General features: G+C 74.5%; 13 protein-coding genes, 1 rRNA gene and 1 pseudogene. 12 read left to right on the plus strand and 3 right to left on the minus strand.

Annotated features, from left to right (window positions below; all coding sequences use genetic code 11):
* From rrf to ACZ4WZ_RS24265, 3 genes and pseudogenes are all read left to right on the plus strand, one after another.
* A 5S ribosomal RNA gene (gene rrf, locus ACZ4WZ_RS24255) occupies positions 1-93 on the plus strand; the annotation flags it as partial.
* A 636-nt stretch (positions 94-729) separates the two neighbouring features.
* Positions 730-1,497, plus strand: a pseudogene (locus ACZ4WZ_RS24260) (tetratricopeptide repeat protein); the annotation flags it as partial.
* Between the two features lie 60 nt (positions 1,498-1,557).
* Positions 1,558-2,421 (plus strand): tetratricopeptide repeat protein, encoded by an 864-nt coding sequence (locus ACZ4WZ_RS24265; protein WP_467893522.1) that lies wholly within the window; start codon positions 1,558-1,560, stop codon positions 2,419-2,421.
* Positions 2,422-2,496: 75 nt separating this feature from the next.
* Here the strand turns inward: ACZ4WZ_RS24265 and ACZ4WZ_RS24270 are convergent, their stop codons facing one another.
* Positions 2,497-3,768, minus strand: a complete 1,272-nt coding sequence (locus ACZ4WZ_RS24270; RefSeq protein WP_467893356.1) for a DUF1015 domain-containing protein — start codon at positions 3,766-3,768, stop codon at positions 2,497-2,499.
* A 134-nt stretch (positions 3,769-3,902) separates the two neighbouring features.
* Here ACZ4WZ_RS24270 and ACZ4WZ_RS24275 point away from each other — a divergent pair, with 134 nt between their 5' ends.
* From ACZ4WZ_RS24275 to ACZ4WZ_RS24290, 4 genes are read left to right on the plus strand one after another with little or no spacing between them, the layout of a single operon-like run.
* Complete coding sequence (locus tag ACZ4WZ_RS24275; protein ID WP_467893358.1) at positions 3,903-4,955, plus strand: HAD hydrolase-like protein; 1,053 nt, start codon at positions 3,903-3,905, stop codon at positions 4,953-4,955.
* Positions 4,956-5,013: 58 nt separating this feature from the next.
* A complete protein-coding gene (locus ACZ4WZ_RS24280) occupies positions 5,014-6,066 on the plus strand; it encodes a FecCD family ABC transporter permease (protein ID WP_467893360.1) in 1,053 nt (350 codons plus the stop codon).
* Positions 6,063-7,121, plus strand: a complete 1,059-nt coding sequence (locus tag ACZ4WZ_RS24285; protein ID WP_467893362.1) for a FecCD family ABC transporter permease — start codon at positions 6,063-6,065, stop codon at positions 7,119-7,121. The genes ACZ4WZ_RS24280 and ACZ4WZ_RS24285 overlap by 4 nt, the downstream gene beginning before the upstream one ends.
* Positions 7,118-7,954, plus strand: coding sequence for an ABC transporter ATP-binding protein (locus ACZ4WZ_RS24290; RefSeq protein ID WP_467893364.1), 837 nt, complete (start codon positions 7,118-7,120; stop codon positions 7,952-7,954). Before ACZ4WZ_RS24285 ends, ACZ4WZ_RS24290 begins: the two co-directional genes overlap by 4 nt.
* A gap of 49 nt (positions 7,955-8,003) precedes the next feature.
* Here the strand turns inward: ACZ4WZ_RS24290 and ACZ4WZ_RS24295 are convergent, their stop codons facing one another.
* A complete protein-coding gene (locus ACZ4WZ_RS24295) occupies positions 8,004-8,351 on the minus strand; it encodes an SCP2 sterol-binding domain-containing protein (protein WP_467893366.1) in 348 nt (115 codons plus the stop codon).
* A 65-nt stretch (positions 8,352-8,416) separates the two neighbouring features.
* On the opposite strand from ACZ4WZ_RS24295, the gene ACZ4WZ_RS24300 reads away from it, so the two are divergent.
* The 5 genes from ACZ4WZ_RS24300 to ACZ4WZ_RS24320 all read left to right on the plus strand — a co-directional run bounded on the left by ACZ4WZ_RS24300 (position 8,417) and on the right by ACZ4WZ_RS24320 (position 13,566).
* Positions 8,417-8,701, plus strand: a complete 285-nt coding sequence (locus ACZ4WZ_RS24300) for a hypothetical protein (protein ID WP_467893368.1) — start codon at positions 8,417-8,419, stop codon at positions 8,699-8,701.
* Positions 8,702-8,708: 7 nt separating this feature from the next.
* Complete coding sequence (locus tag ACZ4WZ_RS24305) at positions 8,709-9,524, plus strand: TlyA family RNA methyltransferase (RefSeq protein ID WP_467893370.1); 816 nt, start codon at positions 8,709-8,711, stop codon at positions 9,522-9,524.
* A 29-nt stretch (positions 9,525-9,553) separates the two neighbouring features.
* Positions 9,554-10,492, plus strand: a complete 939-nt coding sequence (locus ACZ4WZ_RS24310; RefSeq protein ID WP_467893372.1) for an NAD kinase — start codon at positions 9,554-9,556, stop codon at positions 10,490-10,492.
* 94 nt (positions 10,493-10,586) lie between these two features.
* Positions 10,587-12,305 (plus strand): DNA repair protein RecN, encoded by a 1,719-nt coding sequence (recN, locus tag ACZ4WZ_RS24315; protein WP_467893523.1) that lies wholly within the window; start codon positions 10,587-10,589, stop codon positions 12,303-12,305.
* A 145-nt stretch (positions 12,306-12,450) separates the two neighbouring features.
* Positions 12,451-13,566 (plus strand): glycosyltransferase family 4 protein, encoded by a 1,116-nt coding sequence (locus ACZ4WZ_RS24320; RefSeq protein ID WP_467893374.1) that lies wholly within the window; start codon positions 12,451-12,453, stop codon positions 13,564-13,566.
* Positions 13,567-13,718: 152 nt separating this feature from the next.
* Here ACZ4WZ_RS24320 and ACZ4WZ_RS24325 read toward each other — a convergent pair whose 3' ends face one another.
* Complete coding sequence (locus ACZ4WZ_RS24325) at positions 13,719-15,338, minus strand: PucR family transcriptional regulator (protein WP_467893376.1); 1,620 nt, start codon at positions 15,336-15,338, stop codon at positions 13,719-13,721.
* Positions 15,339-15,504 lie beyond the last annotated feature (166 nt).

Raw genomic sequence — 15,504 nt, forward strand, 5'->3', positions numbered from 1 at the left:
ACGCCCGGTTACATTCCGAACCCGGAAGCTAAGCCTTTCAGCGCCGATGGTACTGCAGGGGGGACCCTGTGGGAGAGTAGGACGCCGCCGAACAATCTTTCAAAGGACCCTTGGTCCAGCGTTCAACGCTGGACCAAGGGTCCTTTTTGTTTTTCACATCCTTACGCCGAAGCGCGGCCATGAGCTGGCTGCGCGAGAATGACTAGCGGTACCCCGAAGACAGGAGTCACACCCATGTCCAACTACTCCGACGATCGTCCGGAGCGCGAGCCTCGGCGCAACGACGGCGGTGACAGGGGCGGCTACCGCGGCGGTCGTGACGACCGTGGCGGCGACCGCGGTGGCTTCCGTCGCGACGACCGCGGCGGCCGGCCTGCTGCCGGTGGCGGCTTCCGCCGTGATGACCGTGGCGGCCGTCCCGCCGGTGGCGGTTTCCGTCGCGATGACCGCGGTGGGGACCGTCCGGCCACCCCGCGTCGTGACGACGACCGTGGCGGGCGTCCCGCCGGCGGTGGCTTCCGCGGCGGTCGCGATGACCGTGGTGGGGACCGTCCGTCCTTCCCGCGCCGTGATGACCGTGGTGGGGAGCGTCCGTCCTTCCCGCGTCGCGACGACCGTGGTGGGGACCGTCCGTCCTTCCCGCGTCGCGACGACCGTGGGGGCGACCGTCCGTCGTTCCGTCGTGACGACCGGGGTGAGCGTCCCAGCTACCCGCGCCGCGACGACGACCGCGGTGGGCGTCCCTCCTACCCCCGCCGCGATGACGACCGCGGTGGTTTCCGCGGTGGCCGTGATGACCGTGGTGGGGACCGTCCGTCCTTCCCGCGCCGCGACGACCGTGGGGGCGACCGTCCGTCGTACCCGCGCCGTGACGACCGGGGCGACCGCCCCAGCTACCCCCGCCGCGATGACGACCGTGGTGGTTTCCGCGGTGGCCGTGATGACCGTGGTGGGGACCGTCCGTCCTTCCCGCGCCGCGACGACCGTGGTGGGGACCGTCCTTCGTTCCGTCGTGACGACCGGGGTGAGCGTCCCAGCTACCCGCGCCGTGACGACGACCGCGGTGGGCGTCCCTCCTACCCCCGCCGCGATGACGACCGCGGTGGTTTCCGCGGCGGTCGTGATGACCGTGGTGGGGACCGTCCGTCCTTCCCGCGCCGCGACGACCGTGGGGGCGACCGTCCTTCGTTCCGTCGTGACGACCGGGGTGAGCGTCCCAGCTACCCGCGCCGCGACGACGACCGCGGTGGGCGTCCCTCCTACCCCCGCCGTGACGATGACCGTGGTGGTTTCCGTGGTGGCCGTGATGACCGTGGTGGCGACCGCCCGTCCTTCCCGCGCCGCGACGACCGTGGGGGCGACCGTCCGTCGTACCCGCGCCGTGACGACCGGGGTGGCGACCGTGGTGGGTACCGTGGCGGCCGCGATGACCGTGGTGGCGACCGCGGCGGCTTCCGCCGTGACGACCGTGGTGACCGCGAGTTCCGTGCCGACCGTGACCCGGTCAAGCGGCTTCCGATCGACGACGACGTCACCGGTCACGAGATCGACGCCGATGTGCGCCAGGAGCTCCTGAGCCTGCCCAAGGGTCTGGCCGAGGAGGTCTCGCGCAACCTGGTCATGGTGGCCCGGCTGATCGACGAGGACCCCGAGCAGGCGTACGCGTACTCCCGCATCGCCCTGCGTCTGGCCTCCCGTGTCGCCGCCGTGCGCGAGGCCGCCGGCTTCGCCGCGTACGCGACGCAGAAGTACAGCGAGGCGCTCGCGGAGTTCCGTGCCGCCAAGCGGATGACCGGTTCCGTCGAGCTGTGGCCCGTGATGGCCGACTGCGAGCGCGGCCTCGGCCGTCCGGAGCGGGCGCTGGCCATGGCCGGCGAGCCCGAGGTGCAGAAGCTGGACAAGGCCGGCCAGGTCGAGATGCGTCTGGTCGCGGCCGGTGCCCGGCGGGACATGGGTGAGCTCGACGCCGCCATCGTGACCCTGCAGAGCCCCGAGCTGGCCTCCAGCTCCGTGCAGCCGTGGACCGCGCGCCTGCGCTACGCCTACGCCGACGCCCTGCTGGCGGCCGGTCGTGAGGACGAGGCCCGCGAGTGGTTCGCGAAGACCCTCGAGGCCGACAAGGACGGCGCGACCAACGCCTCCGACCGGCTCGCCGAGATCGACGGCGTGGAGTTCGTGGACGCCGGTGCGGTCGACGGGGACCTCGAGGACCTCGACGACGTCGACGTCGACGCCGACGCCGACGAGGAGGACGAGGAGCAGGACGAGGACCCGGCCGAGGTGGCCGCCGCCGAGCGCGCCTCCGACCAGGCCGAGTACTACGACGAGGACGACGAGGAGTACGAGCCCGTCGACGACGCCGAGGTCGACGTGACCGACGAGATCGTGGTCGTGGAGGACGACGAGCGCGGCAAGGCGTAACCGCCGGCTCGTCGGAGGACGACGGAAGGGCGGCACCCCCTCGGGGGTGCCGCCCTTCCGTGTGTCCGGGGCCGCTCAGTCCAGACTGCGGAGCACCAGGCCGGTGGCCGGCTTCGGTCCGAACGAAGTGGACTTCCGGGGCATCGTGACGCCCTGGCGGGCCAGGTCCCGGACGACCTCCTCGCGCACGGGGTGCAGCAGGACCGCCGTGCCGCCGTGCCGTTCGGCCATGGCGACGGTGGCGGCGGCGTCGTGGATGTACGTGATGTGGTCCGGCGCGTCCGGGATCTGCCACAGGGCGTCGAGGAGGGAGGCGTGCAGCACGGTCGCGTCCAGCCGGCGCCACGCCTCGGGGCGGTCGCGCCGCACCGTGCGCTCGATGAGGGCCGGGTCCGGGTCGGTGACCAGGTGGAAGCTGCCGTCGCCGCCGAGGAGGAAGGCGTTGCCGCGCTCCGAGGCGTCCGCGAGTGCCTCCAGGGCCAGGGGCAGGGGTCCCTGGACGGGGCGCACCCGGAAAGAGCCCTCGACCTTGGCCAGTGCCTCGCTCAGGGGGAGGCGGCGCAGCATGCGGTGGATGGCCCGGACCTGGAGCGGGTAGCGGGCGGTGTCGACGAGGAGGACCAGGCCGAAGTCCCAGGGGGTGGCGGGGCCGTGCTCCTCCTGGAGGCGCAGGTAGGTGGCCCAGCGGTGGTGGCCGTCGGCGATGAGGGCCTGGCGGTGGGCCAGGTCGGCGGTGATGACGGCCAGTTCGGCGGGGTCCGTGACGGCCCAGAGGCTGTGGCGGAAGCCGTCCTCGGTGACGGTGGACAGCAGGGGTTCCCGGGCGGCGGTGTCCTCGACGACGGCGGCCGCTCCGGTGCCGGGGCCGTCGCCCCGGTAGGTGAGGAGGAGCGGTTCCAGGTTGGCGGAGGTGGCGCGCATCAGGCCCGCCCGGTCGGTGACCACGTCCGGCATGACGTCCTCATGGGGGAGGACCACGCCCGCCTCGGCGGGGGAGAGGGCGAGGGCGCCGATGATTCCGCGCTGGAGGAGGCCCGGCCTGCGCTGCTCGTAGACGTAGAGCGCGGGCTGCGGGTCGTCGCTGAGGACGCCCTCGGCGAGCCAGTCGCGCAGGGTGCGGGCGGCCTGCTCGTTGCGCGCGGCCGGGGTCTCGGCCTGGGGGAGGATCAGCCGGACGATGTTGTGCGGGTCCGCGGATTCGAGGTAGTCGACTCCGTCGGGGCGTACGACCACGTCGTACGGCGGCGAGGTCACTGCCGCCAGGCTGCCGACGCGCTCCGGGACGTAGCGCAGTCCGTGGAAGGGGATCAGGCGCAGGCCGTGCTCCGCGTTGCCAGGTGTGGTCATTGGTGCATGGTAAGACCCGTCTCGGGATGCGGGATGATCGGGGGAGTTACGGGGTAGCGCAAACTCGGACAAGATCGATCGTAAGAATCCCGATGTCTCGAGCGTTGTTGGAACGGTTCAGAAGGAGTGGCCAGATGACCCGGCAGAGCAGGACCGGCCCCGCGGGCAGTGAGCGGAGTCTGCACCAGGCGTACGACACGGCGCTGCTCGATCTGGACGGGGTGGTGTACGCGGGCGGGCACGCGATCGCGCACGCGGTGGAGTCCCTGGCCGCGGCCCGGGAGGGCGGGATGCACCTGGCGTACGTCACGAACAACGCGCTGCGGACCCCGGACGCCGTCGCGGAACACCTGAGCGAGCTGGGCATCCCCACGGAGGCGGGTGAGGTGATCACCTCCGCTCAGGCGGTGGCCCGGCTGATCGCGGAGCAGGTGGAGCCGGGTTCGAAGGTGCTGGTGATCGGCGGCGAGGGGCTGCGGGTCGCGCTGCGCGAGCGCGGGCTGGTTCCGGTGGAGTCGGCGGAGGAGGAGGGGCTCGCGGCGGTCGTGCAGGGCTACGGCGGGCCGGACCTGGCGTGGGGGCGGTTCGCGGAGGCCTCGTACGCGATCAACCGCGGGGTGCCGTGGTTCGCGTCGAACACCGACCTGACGATTCCGGGGGCGCGCGGGATCGCGCCGGGCAACGGGGCGGCCGTGCAGGTCGTACGGATCGCCACGGGCGCGGAGCCGCAGGTGGCGGGAAAGCCGCTGCCGCCGATGCACCGGGAGACGGTGCTGCGGACCGGGGCGCGGCGGCCGCTGGTAGTGGGCGACCGGCTGGACACCGACATCGAGGGCGCGTTCAACGGTGACGTGGATTCGCTGCTGGTGCTGACCGGGGTGACGGACGCGGCGCAGCTGCTGCGGGCCGAGCCGAGGCACCGGCCGACCTATGTGGACCGGGATCTGCGGGGGCTGCTGACGGGGCAGCCGGAGGTGCTGGAGCACGCGGGCGGCCGGCGGTGCGGTGACTGGACCGCGGTGCACGTGGACGGCCGTCTGGACGTGGAGCCGGCGGGGTCCGCGGACGGGCCGGCGGGCGATCCGGTCGACGGACTGCGGGCGCTGTGCGCGGTGGCCTGGTCGCGGGCCGGGGACGGGGTGTACACGGGTGAGGTGGAGAAGGCGCTGGCGAGGCTGGGGTTCTGAGCCCGCGGTCCCGACCGCCCGGGTGATCAGCACAGGCAGGGTAGGCTAACCTAACCTCGTGTTGGTTGAGAGTCCCCCCGAATCCGAGCGGAGCGCGCCGCCGTCGCCCGTGGCCCGTCCACGGCACGCGGTGCGCGTCGCCGGCCTGCTGATCGCCCTCGCCGTGCTGGCCCTGGTCGCGGTGACGAGCATCGCCGTGGGCGCCAAGCCCATGGCGCTGGACCAGGTCTGGCACGGCCTGTTCCACTACACCGGCACCACCAACGACGTGGTCGTACGGGACCTGCGGGTCCCGCGCACCGTCCTCGGCGTGATGGTCGGGCTCGGACTCGGCCTGTCCGGCGCGGTGATGCAGGCGCTGACCCGCAACCCGCTGGCCGAGCCCGGCATCCTCGGCGTCAACGCGGGCGCCGCGGCCGCCGTCGTCTCGGCGATCAGCTTCTTCGGAGCCAGCACGCTGAGCGAGTTCGTCTGGTGGGCCTTCCTCGGCGCCGCCGCGGTCTCCGTCGCCGTGTACGTACTCGGCGGCAGCCGCAGCGCGACACCGGTGCGCCTCGCGCTCGCCGGTACGGCGGCCAGCGCGGCGCTCGTCGGCTACATCAACGCCGTACAGCTGATGGACACCAAGGCACTGGACAAGTTGCGCTTCTGGACGGTGGGCTCGCTGGCCTCGGCCACCATGGACACCGTCCGGCAGGTGGCCCCCTTCCTGCTCGTCGGCGCCGTGCTCGCCCTGGTGCTGGGCCGGCCGCTCAACGCGATGGCGATGGGCGACGACACCGCGCGGGCGCTCGGCGCGCACCTGACGCGGACCCGGATCCTCGCCATGGCCGCCATCACCCTGCTCTGCGGGGCGGCCACGGCCGCCTGCGGGCCGATCGTCTTCATCGGACTGATGATCCCGCACCTGGCCCGTCTGGTGACCGGCCCCGACATGCGCTGGGTGCTCGCGTACTCGGCCGTCCTGTCACCCGTGCTGCTGCTCGGCGCCGACGTGGTGGGACGGGTCGTCACCCGGCCCTCCGAGCTCCAGGTCGGCATCGTCACCGCCCTCGTCGGCGGCCCCGTCTTCATCTACCTGGTTCGGCGCAAGAGGATGGCCCAGCTGTGACCGCGACCCCCGCCGCCCCGACCTCCCGGCTCCGGGCCCTGCGCGGACCCGGCCGGGTCTCGCTGCGCGTCGAGCCGCGCGCGCTGGTGACCGGGCTGGCCCTGGCCGTGGCGACGCTGCTGCTGGCCGTCGTGCTCATCGGCACCGGCGACTTCGAGATCGCGCCCTGGGACGTCGTACGGACCCTGCTGGGCAACGGAGCCCCGGCCGACGACTTCATCGTCAACGACCTCCGGCTGCCGCGGGTCCTGGTCGCCGTGCTCGTCGGCGCGGCCCTCGGGATGGCCGGGGCGGTCTTCCAGTCCGTCTCGCGCAATCCGCTCGGCTCCCCGGACCTGCTCGGCTTCGGGTACGGCTCGGCGGTCGGCGCGCTCGTCGTCATCGTCCTCTTCAAGGGCGGCGCCACCGAGGTCGCGCTCGGCGCGGTCGTCGGCGGTCTGCTGGCGGGAGCCGCCGTCTACCTCCTCGCGTACAAGCAGGGGATCCAGGGGTACCGGCTGGTGCTCGTGGGCATCGGGGCCTCGGCCGTCCTCGTGGCGCTCATCCAGTACCTGATCTCCAAGGCGCAGATCGCCGAGGCCACCCGGGCGATGGTGTGGCTGACCGGCTCGCTGGCCGGGCGGGACTGGGCGCAGGTGTGGCCGCTGCTGGCGACCTGCGCGCTGCTGTTCCCGCTGGTCCTCGGGCAGAGCCGGGCCCTGCGGACGATGGAGATGGGCGACGACGCCGCGTACGCGCTGGGCGTGCCGGTGGAGCGGACCCGGATGCTGCTGATGCTGGCGGCGGTCCTGCTCACCACCGCCGCCGCGGCCGCGGCCGGGCCGATCAGCTTCGTCGCGCTGGCCGCGCCGCAGCTGGCCCGGCGGCTGTCGCGGTCGCCCGGGTCGAACCTGCTGACCGGCGCGCTGATGGGCGCCGTCCTGCTGCTGGCCTCGGACCTGGCCTCGCAGCGGGCCTTCGGCGCGGACCAGCTGCCGGTGGGCGTGGTCACGGGGCTGGTCGGCGGCGTCTACCTGCTCTGGCTGCTTACGGAGCGCAAGGCGGGACGTATATGAACAAGCAGGTCGAAACGAGGAGTGGGCAAGTGCAGAGGCTGAGCGCGGAGGACGTCACCCTCGGCTACGACCAGCGGGTCATCGCGGAGAACCTGTCGGTGGAGATCCCCGACAACTCCTTCACCGTGATCGTGGGCCCCAACGCCTGCGGCAAGTCGACGCTGCTGCGGGCCCTGTCGCGGATGCTGAAGCCGGCCGCCGGGCGGGTGCTGCTCGACGGGCAGGCGATCTCCTCGCTGCCCGCGAAGAAGGTGGCGAGGACGCTGGGCCTGCTCCCGCAGTCCTCGATCGCGCCGGACGGCATCACGGTCGCCGACCTGGTCTCGCGCGGCCGCTACCCGCACCAGGGGCTGCTGCGCCAGTGGTCGGCGGAGGACGAGCGGATCGTCATCGAGTCGATGGCCTCCACCGGGGTGGCCGAGCTCGCCGACCGGGCGGTGGACGAGCTGTCGGGCGGCCAGCGCCAGCGGGTGTGGATCGCGATGGCCCTGGCCCAGCAGACCCCGCTGCTGCTGCTGGACGAGCCGACGACCTACCTGGACATCCAGCACCAGCTCGACGTGCTCGACCTGTGCGCGGAGCTCCACGAGACGCAGGGCCGGACCCTGGTGGCGGTGCTGCACGACCTCAACCACGCGGCCCGCTACGCCACCCACCTGATCGCCCTGCGCGGCGGCGTGGTCGTCGCCGAGGGTCCGCCGGCCGAGGTGGTCACCGCCGAGCTGGTGGAGGAGGTGTTCGGGGTGCGCTGCCAGATCATCGACGACCCGGAGACCGGTACGCCGCTGGTGGTCCCGGCGGCCCGGAAGGCCCGTGCGAAGGCCGCCGTCTGAGCGGGGAGCCTCCCGGCGCCGAAGCGGCCGCGGCGCGTCAAGAAGACGGCTAGAGCATGCTCTTGAGGCGCAGCAGGTCGCGGAAGCCGGCCTCCAGCCGGACCCGGCCCGAGGCCCAGGCCTTGGCGAACCTCAGCTCCCCGGCGACCAGCCCGAGGAGGTCGTCGCCGGTCATCGCCAGCCGGATCTCCGCCTTGGCGCGGGGCGCGCCGGGCGCGAGTCCGTCCACCCGGATCCGGCCGCCCTCGAGGCGGCCGGTGAAGGTCTCGTCGAGGTCGGTGATGTGGCAGCTCAGGGAGCGGTCGAGGGCCGCGGCGCCGCGTACGTCGCCGTCGGCGGCCGCCAGATTGTCGGAGAGTCGGTCGAGTGCCGCGCGGCACTCCTGGATCGTAGCCATGGTGATCACGACCGTACCGCAGAGCCGCGGGTGGTGAGCGCCGTGCTTCGGGGTAGCGTCGGGGCATGACCGACGCACAGTCCGGGAGCGTTCCGGACGTCCCCCGCGAGCCCGGCGCCCCCGCCGCCGGGCCGGCCGTCGAACCCGCAGGATCCGCGCCGCTGGGCCTCGTACGGACCCCCACCGGCCACGCCGGGGTGGACGCGCACCTGGAGCGGCTGGCGGACGCGGACCACCTGGCGGCGGACCGGCACGCCGAGGTGTACGAGGATGTGCACAGGGGACTGCGCGAGGCGCTGGACGCGCTGGACGCACCGCCCGTCCCCGGACCTTACGAAAACAGGAGCTGAACCGAACGTGGCAGGAGTGGCACGCCGCCGCCTGGACGCCGAACTGGTACGCCGCAGCATGGCCCGCTCGCGGGAGCACGCGGCCCAGCTGATCGCCGCGGGCCGGGTGACCGTGGGCGGTACCACCGCCACCAAGCCGGCCACCCAGGTCGAGACCAGCGCGGCCCTCGTCGTCCTCAAGGACGACAGCGACCCCGACTACGTCTCCCGGGGCGGCCACAAGCTGGCCGGCGCGCTCGAGGCCTTCCGGCCGCTCGGGCTCGCGGTCGAAGGCCGCCGGGCGCTGGACGCGGGGGCCTCGACGGGCGGCTTCACCGATGTGCTGCTGCGTGCGGGCGTGGCCCACGTCGTCGCCGTCGACGTCGGCTACGGACAGCTCGCCTGGTCGCTGCAGAGCGACGAGCGGGTCACCGTCAAGGACCGTACGAACGTCCGCGAGCTGACCCTGGACCTGATCGACGGCGTCCCGGTGGACCTGGTCGTCGGAGACCTGTCCTTCATCTCCATCGGGCTGGTGCTGCCGGCGCTGGTGCGGTGCACGGCGCCGGACGCCGACCTGGTGCTGATGGTGAAGCCGCAGTTCGAGGTGGGCAAGGACCGCCTGGGCAGCGGCGGTGTGGTGCGCAGCCCCGAGCTGCGGGCCGAGGCGGTGCGGGAGGTCGCGGCGCAGGCCTGGAAGCTGGGGCTGGGCGTGCTCGGGGTGACGGCGAGCCCGCTGCCGGGGCCGTCGGGCAACGTCGAGTACTTTCTGTGGCTTCGGGCGGGGGCACCGGCACTCGACCCGGGGGATGTCGACCGTGCAGTGGCGGAGGGGCCGCAGTGACAGGTGTGTCAGCAGGTTCAGCACGTCGGGTGGAATCGGAGGGCCCGGGGCCGGGGGAGGCCGCGGAGCCGGCGGGGCCGCGGACCGTCTTCCTGGTCGCGCACACGGGCCGGCCCGCCGCGATCCGCAGTGCGGAGCTGGTGGTGCAGGGGCTGCTGAAGTCGGGGATCGGGGTGCGCGTCCTGGAGTACGAGGCGCGGGACCTGCCGCTGCCGCCCGAGGTGCAGCTCGTCTCCGAGTGCACGCCCGTGGCGCTCGAGGGGTGCGAGCTGCTGATCGTGCTGGGCGGGGACGGGACCCTGCTGCGCGGCGCGGAGTTCGCCCGCGGCTCGGGGGTGCCGATGCTGGGCGTCAACCTGGGCCGGGTGGGGTTCCTCGCCGAGGCCGAGCGCGACGACCTGGACAAGGTCGTGGACCGGGTGGTGACCCGGTCCTACGAGGTCGAGGAGCGGATGACCCTCGACGTCCTCGTACGGACCAACGGGGACGTGGTGCACCGGGACTGGGCGCTGAACGAGGCCGCCGTCCAGAAGGTGTCCGCCGAGCGGATGCTGGAGGTGGTCCTGGAGATCGACGGGCGCCCGGTGACCGGCTTCGGCTGCGACGGCATCGTCTGCGCGACGCCGACGGGCTCCACGGCGTACGCCTTCTCCGCGGGCGGGCCGGTGGTCTGGCCGGAGGTGGAGGCGCTGCTGATGGTGCCGATCAGCGCGCACGCGCTGTTCGCGAAGCCGCTGGTGACCTCGCCCACCTCGGTGCTGGCCGTGGAGGTGCAGAACGGCACCCCGCACGGCGCCCTGTGGTGCGACGGGCGCAGGACGTTCGAGCTGCCCGCCGGGGCCCGGGTGGAGGTCCGCCGGGGGACGGTGCCGGTGCGGCTCGCCCGGCTGCACCACGCGTCCTTCACGGACCGGCTCGTGGCGAAGTTCGCGCTGCCGGTCTCGGGATGGCGCGGAGCGCCGCACTAGCCCCTCTAATAGCACATCCGTTCGGGAAACTTCGGGCGGGTGAGGTCACATGGCACCGGTGAAACCTCGGTATCGTCGTCCCGTGCTTGAGGAGATGCGGATACGGTCGCTCGGGGTCATCGACGACGCGGTGGTCGAGCTGTCGCCCGGTTTCACCGCGGTGACCGGCGAGACCGGTGCGGGCAAGACGATGGTCGTCACCAGCCTCGGGCTGCTGCTCGGCGGCCGCGCCGACCCGGCCCTGGTGCGGATCGGGGCCAAGGCGGCGGTGGTCGAGGGCCGCGTCGTCATGAGCCCCGACGCGCCCGCCGCCCTGCGGGCCGAGGAGGCCGGGGCCGAGCTCGACGACGGCGCCCTGCTGATCAGCCGGACCGTGTCCGCCGAGGGCCGCTCGCGAGCCCACGTCGGCGGCCGCTCCGTGCCCGTCGGCCTGCTCGCCGAGCTCGCCGACGACCTCGTCGCCGTCCACGGCCAGACCGACCAGCAGGGCCTGCTGCGCCCGGCCCGCCAGCGCCGGGCCCTCGACCGGTACGCCGGCGACGCCGTCGCCGTCCCCCTGGAGAAGTACGCCGGCGCCTACCGCCGGCTGCGCGCCGCCACCGCCGAACTGGACACCATCACCACCCGCGCCCGCGAGCGGGCGCAGGAGGCGGACCTGCTGCGGTTCGGGCTGGACGAGATCGCCGCCGTGGAACCGCTGCCCGGCGAGGACGCCGAGCTCGCGGCCGAGGCCGAACGGCTGGGGCACGCCGAGTCCCTGGCCTCCGCCGCCCAGGCCGCGCACGCGGCGCTGGCCGGTGACGTCGAGGACCCCGAGGGCGTCGACGCCAACACCCTCGTCGCGGGCGCGCACCGCGCGCTGGAATCCGTACGCTCCCACGACCCGGCACTCGGCGCGCTCGCCGACCGGATCGGGGAGCTGGGCATCCTGCTCTCCGACGTCGCCGGGGAACTCGCCGGGTACGCCGACGACCTGGACGCCGATCCGCTGCGGCTGGCCGCGGTGGAGGAGCGGCGGGCCGCGCTGACCCAGCTGACCCGCAAGTACGGGGATTCCGTCGACGCGGTGCTGGAATGGGCGCAGCAGGGCTCGGCGCGGCTGCTGGAACTCGACGGCGACGACGAGCGGATCGCCGAGCTGACCGCCGAGCGGGACGCCCTGCGCGAGGAGCTGTCCGTGCTCGCGCAGGCGCTGACGGACGCGCGGACCGAGGCAGCCGAGCGGTTCGCCGCCGCCGTCACCGCCGAGCTGGCCTCCCTCGCCATGCCGCACGCGCGGGTGACCATCGAGATCCGGCAGACGGAGGACCCCGAGGGCGTCGAGGTCGGCGGGCGCCCGGTCGCGTACGGGCCCACGGGCGCGGACGAGGTCGAGCTGCTGCTGGCCCCGCACCCCGGCGCGCAACCGCGGCCGATCGCCAAGGGCGCCTCTGGCGGTGAGCTGTCGCGGGTCATGCTGGCCGTGGAGGTCGTCTTCGCCGGGTCCGCCCCGGTGCCCACCTACCTCTTCGACGAGGTCGACGCGGGTGTCGGCGGCAAGGCGGCCGTCGAGATCGGGCGGCGGCTCGCGAAGCTGGCGAAGACGGCGCAGGTCGTCGTCGTCACGCACCTGCCCCAGGTGGCCGCCTTCGCGGACCGGCAGCTGCTGGTGGAGAAGACCGTCGACGGATCGGTGACCCGGTCCGGGGTGACCGTGCTGGAGGGCGAGGACCGCATCCGCGAGCTGTCGAGGATGCTGGCCGGTCAGGAGGACTCCCAGACGGCGCGGGCCCATGCGGAGGAACTGCTGGAGGCGGCGCGGGCGGACGCGTGACGAGCGGGTATTAGCCCGTGTGGGTGAGGCTGGGGGGCGCACCGCGGTATCCCGCACGGGATCCGCACCCGTATGGTCCCGGAACGCGCGTGCGGACTGGCATCCTGGGCGACGTCTCTGCCCCCTCACCCTGGAGCTACCGCCCGTGAGCAGCTCCCCGGCCTCCTTCCCGCCCCCCGCACAGCCGTACGGCCGGCCCGCGCTGCGCACCGTCCAGGTCCTCGGCGGTGCGGGCGCGGGCAGCAGCGCGCACGTGCGGTCCCTGACGACGGGGCTGGCGGCGCGCGGCGTACGGGTGACGGTGTGCGCCCCCGCCGCGGCCGAAGGGGAGTACGACTTCACCGGCGCCGGGGCGGAGTTCACCCCCGACGCGGCGAACGCCCTGAGGGCCGCCTGCGCCGGGGCCGACGTGGTGCACGCCCACGGGATCCGGGCCGGGATGCGCGCCGCGCTGGCGCTGCGCGGCGGCGGGCGCCGGCCGCCGCTGGTGGTGACCTGGCACGGCAGCGCGCCGGGGCCGGCGGGCCCGCTCGGGCCGCTGAGCCGCCTCCTGGAACGGCACGTGGCCCGGGCGGCGGCCGTGGTGCTGGGGTCCTCCTCCGACCAGGTCGACCTGGCCCGGCGGCGCGGGGCGCGGGACGCGCGGCTGGCGGCGGTGGCCGTACCCGCCGCGGCGGCGCCGCCCGACGCGGGCAAGACCCGGGCGGAACTGGGCGCGGTGGAGCGGCCCCTGGTCATCGCGGTCGGCAGCCTGGTGGCCGGGCGCGGCTACTCCGTCCTGCTGGACGCGGCGCGGGCGTGGCGGGTGCTGGAGCCGCTGCCGCTGCTGGTGGTCGCGGGGGAGGGGCCGCTGCGGCCCGTACTGACCCGGCGCATCGAGGAGGAGGGGCTTCCGGTGCGGCTGCTGGGGCGCCGCCGGGACGCCGACCGGCTGCTGGCGGCGGCGGACGTGGCGGTGCTGCCGAGCCGCTGGGAGGGCCGGTCCCTGCTGGCGCAGGAGGCCCTGCGGGCGGGGGTGGCGCTGGTGGCCACCGAGGTCGGGGCGGTCCCGGAGCTGGTCGGCGACGCGGCGGTCCTGGTCCCGTACGGGGACTCGGCCGCGCTGGCGGGGGCGGTGGCGGCGCTCCTGGACGACCCGGAACGCCGGGCGGCCCTCGCGGTGGCGGGCCGTGCCCAGGCGGCGACGTGGCCGTCGGAGGACGAAACGGTGGCGCAGGTCCTCGCGGTGTACGACGAGCTGATGGAGCGGCCCCTGTCCTGACGCGGCGGTCTCCAGCCCGCGCGGCGTTCCGGCGCACCGGGCGGCGCGGCGTCAGGAACCGGGTCCGGGGCGGGGCCCGGGGAACGGTGGAAGGACGGGCCGGGGACGGCCCGGCGCGGGGGCCGACCGGCCCGGGCTGTCGCGGCGGCGCGTCAGGACGGCGTGTGCCGGCGGGCGCGGAGGGCCAGGCTCAGGGAGAGGACCGTTTCGGGGTCGTCGAGGTCCGTGCCCAGGAGCTCCGAGATGCGGGCCAGCCGGTTGTACAGGGTCTGGCGGTTCAGGTGCAGCTCGCGCGCGGTCTCCGCCTTGCGGCCCGCATGGGCCAGGTACGTCTCCAGGGTGGGCAGGAGCGGCGGGCGGGACGTCGCGTCGTGCACGCGGAGCGCGCCGATCGCGCGGTCCACGAACGCCGCCAGGTCCGGGTGCTCGCGCAGGCGCCACAGCAGCAGGTCGATGTCCAGGCGGCGGGCGTCGTACCAGGGCCGCGCCGGCAGGCCGTGGGCCGCCGTGGCCGTCTCGGCGGCGTGCCGCAGACCGGAGGAGGCGGCCGCCCAGCCGCCCGCGACGCCCACGACCACGGCGGGCGGGGCGGCGGCCCGGTCGAGGCCGGCCCGTTCGACGCCCGCCCGCAGCGCGGCGGCGACCCGGTCGGCGACCGGCGTGCGCTCCGACTCGGTGCGCAGTGAGACCAGCAGCGGCACCCGCCCCTCCACGGGGCGGACGCCCAGCAGCACCGGCACTCCGACCGACGACAGCTCCTCCAGTACCGCCCGGGCCAGCACCGCCCAGTTCCCCGCGGCCCCCAGGTCCGTGGACAGCCGCATCACGATCGGCAGCAGCGGCCCCGTGCCCGGCCGGAAGCCCAGGACCCGGGCCTGTGCCGGGGCGTCCTCGGCCGAGATCCGGCCCTCCGCCAGGTCCGTCAGGAAGTCCCCCCGGCCGCGCGCGGCCAGCTCCTCCTCCTGCCGGGCCTGCATCAGGACCACCGCCAGGACCCCCGCCGTGCGCTCCGCCGCCATCCGGTGCACCGGGAGCAGCGGCGCCGAGACCCCCACCAGGACGACCCGGGCCCGGACCGAGCCGGTGCCGTGGCCGCCGCCCGGTACGTCGACCACCACGGCGTTCGCCGGGGGCTCGGCCGCGCGCTGGCCCCGTAGCCCCTCCCACACCTGGAGCGGGTCCGCCGCGCCCTCCCCGGCCACCGGTCCGGCGGCGTAGAGCAGTTGGCCGTCCGGGGTCTCCAGGAAGACCGGGTTGCCCGTGAAGTCGGACAGGATGCGCAGCACCTGCGGGATCCCGCCGCCGCCCAACAGGGCCTCGGTGCAGCGCCGGTGCACCTCCTCGGCCCGCTGGAGCAGGGCGTAGTGGCCGTTGACGATCTCGGTGTGGACCTCCTCGGTCACCGCCACGAAGGGCACTTCGCGGTGGAGCTGGACCAGCGGAAGCCCGGCCGCCTTCGCCGTCTCGACGAGCGTGGCGGGCAGGCGGGTGAAGCGCGGGCCCAGCTCCACGACGAGGGCGGCGATGCCCCGGTCCGCGAGGCGGCGTACGAAGGCGCGCTGCTCGGCGGGCCGGGTGCCCAGGCCCAGGCCGGTGGTCAGCAGCAGCTCGCCGCCCTTGAGCAGCGAGGCGATGTTCGGGACCTCTCCCGCGTGCACCCAGCGGACGGTCCGTCCCAGCCGGTCGGCACAGGCGACCACCTCCGGGAGCCCGCTGCGCAGTCCCGGCAGCTCCAGTGCCCGCTGAACCGTGATTCCGCCCTGGTCGTCCATATCGCGGACGCTACCGGCCGGTCTGTTGCCCGCACATCACCGGGCGGTCACGGAGTCCGATATGCCCCCGTCCGGACCGACAACTCGTCGCCCCGGCAAGGCGATTATCGGACCGCGTGCCGATTGTGGCGTGCGTCACCCGGGTGGAGAGTGTCGGCCCTCGGAC

The sequence above is a fragment of the Streptomyces sp. NPDC029122 genome, from assembly GCF_055569445.1.

Coding starts and splice junctions, on each gene's coding strand:
- ACZ4WZ_RS24270 (WP_467893356.1), bottom strand. CDS start 3,768: ATGACCACACCTGGCAACGCGGAGCACGGCCTGCGCCTGATCCCCTTC.
- recN (WP_467893523.1), top strand. CDS start 10,587: ATGCGGATACGGTCGCTCGGGGTCATCGACGACGCGGTGGTCGAGCTG.
- ACZ4WZ_RS24275 (WP_467893358.1), top strand. CDS start 3,903: ATGACCCGGCAGAGCAGGACCGGCCCCGCGGGCAGTGAGCGGAGTCTG.
- ACZ4WZ_RS24290 (WP_467893364.1), top strand. CDS start 7,118: ATGAACAAGCAGGTCGAAACGAGGAGTGGGCAAGTGCAGAGGCTGAGC.
- ACZ4WZ_RS24325 (WP_467893376.1), bottom strand. CDS start 15,338: ATGGACGACCAGGGCGGAATCACGGTTCAGCGGGCACTGGAGCTGCCG.
- ACZ4WZ_RS24300 (WP_467893368.1), top strand. CDS start 8,417: ATGACCGACGCACAGTCCGGGAGCGTTCCGGACGTCCCCCGCGAGCCC.
- ACZ4WZ_RS24295 (WP_467893366.1), bottom strand. CDS start 8,351: ATGGCTACGATCCAGGAGTGCCGCGCGGCACTCGACCGACTCTCCGAC.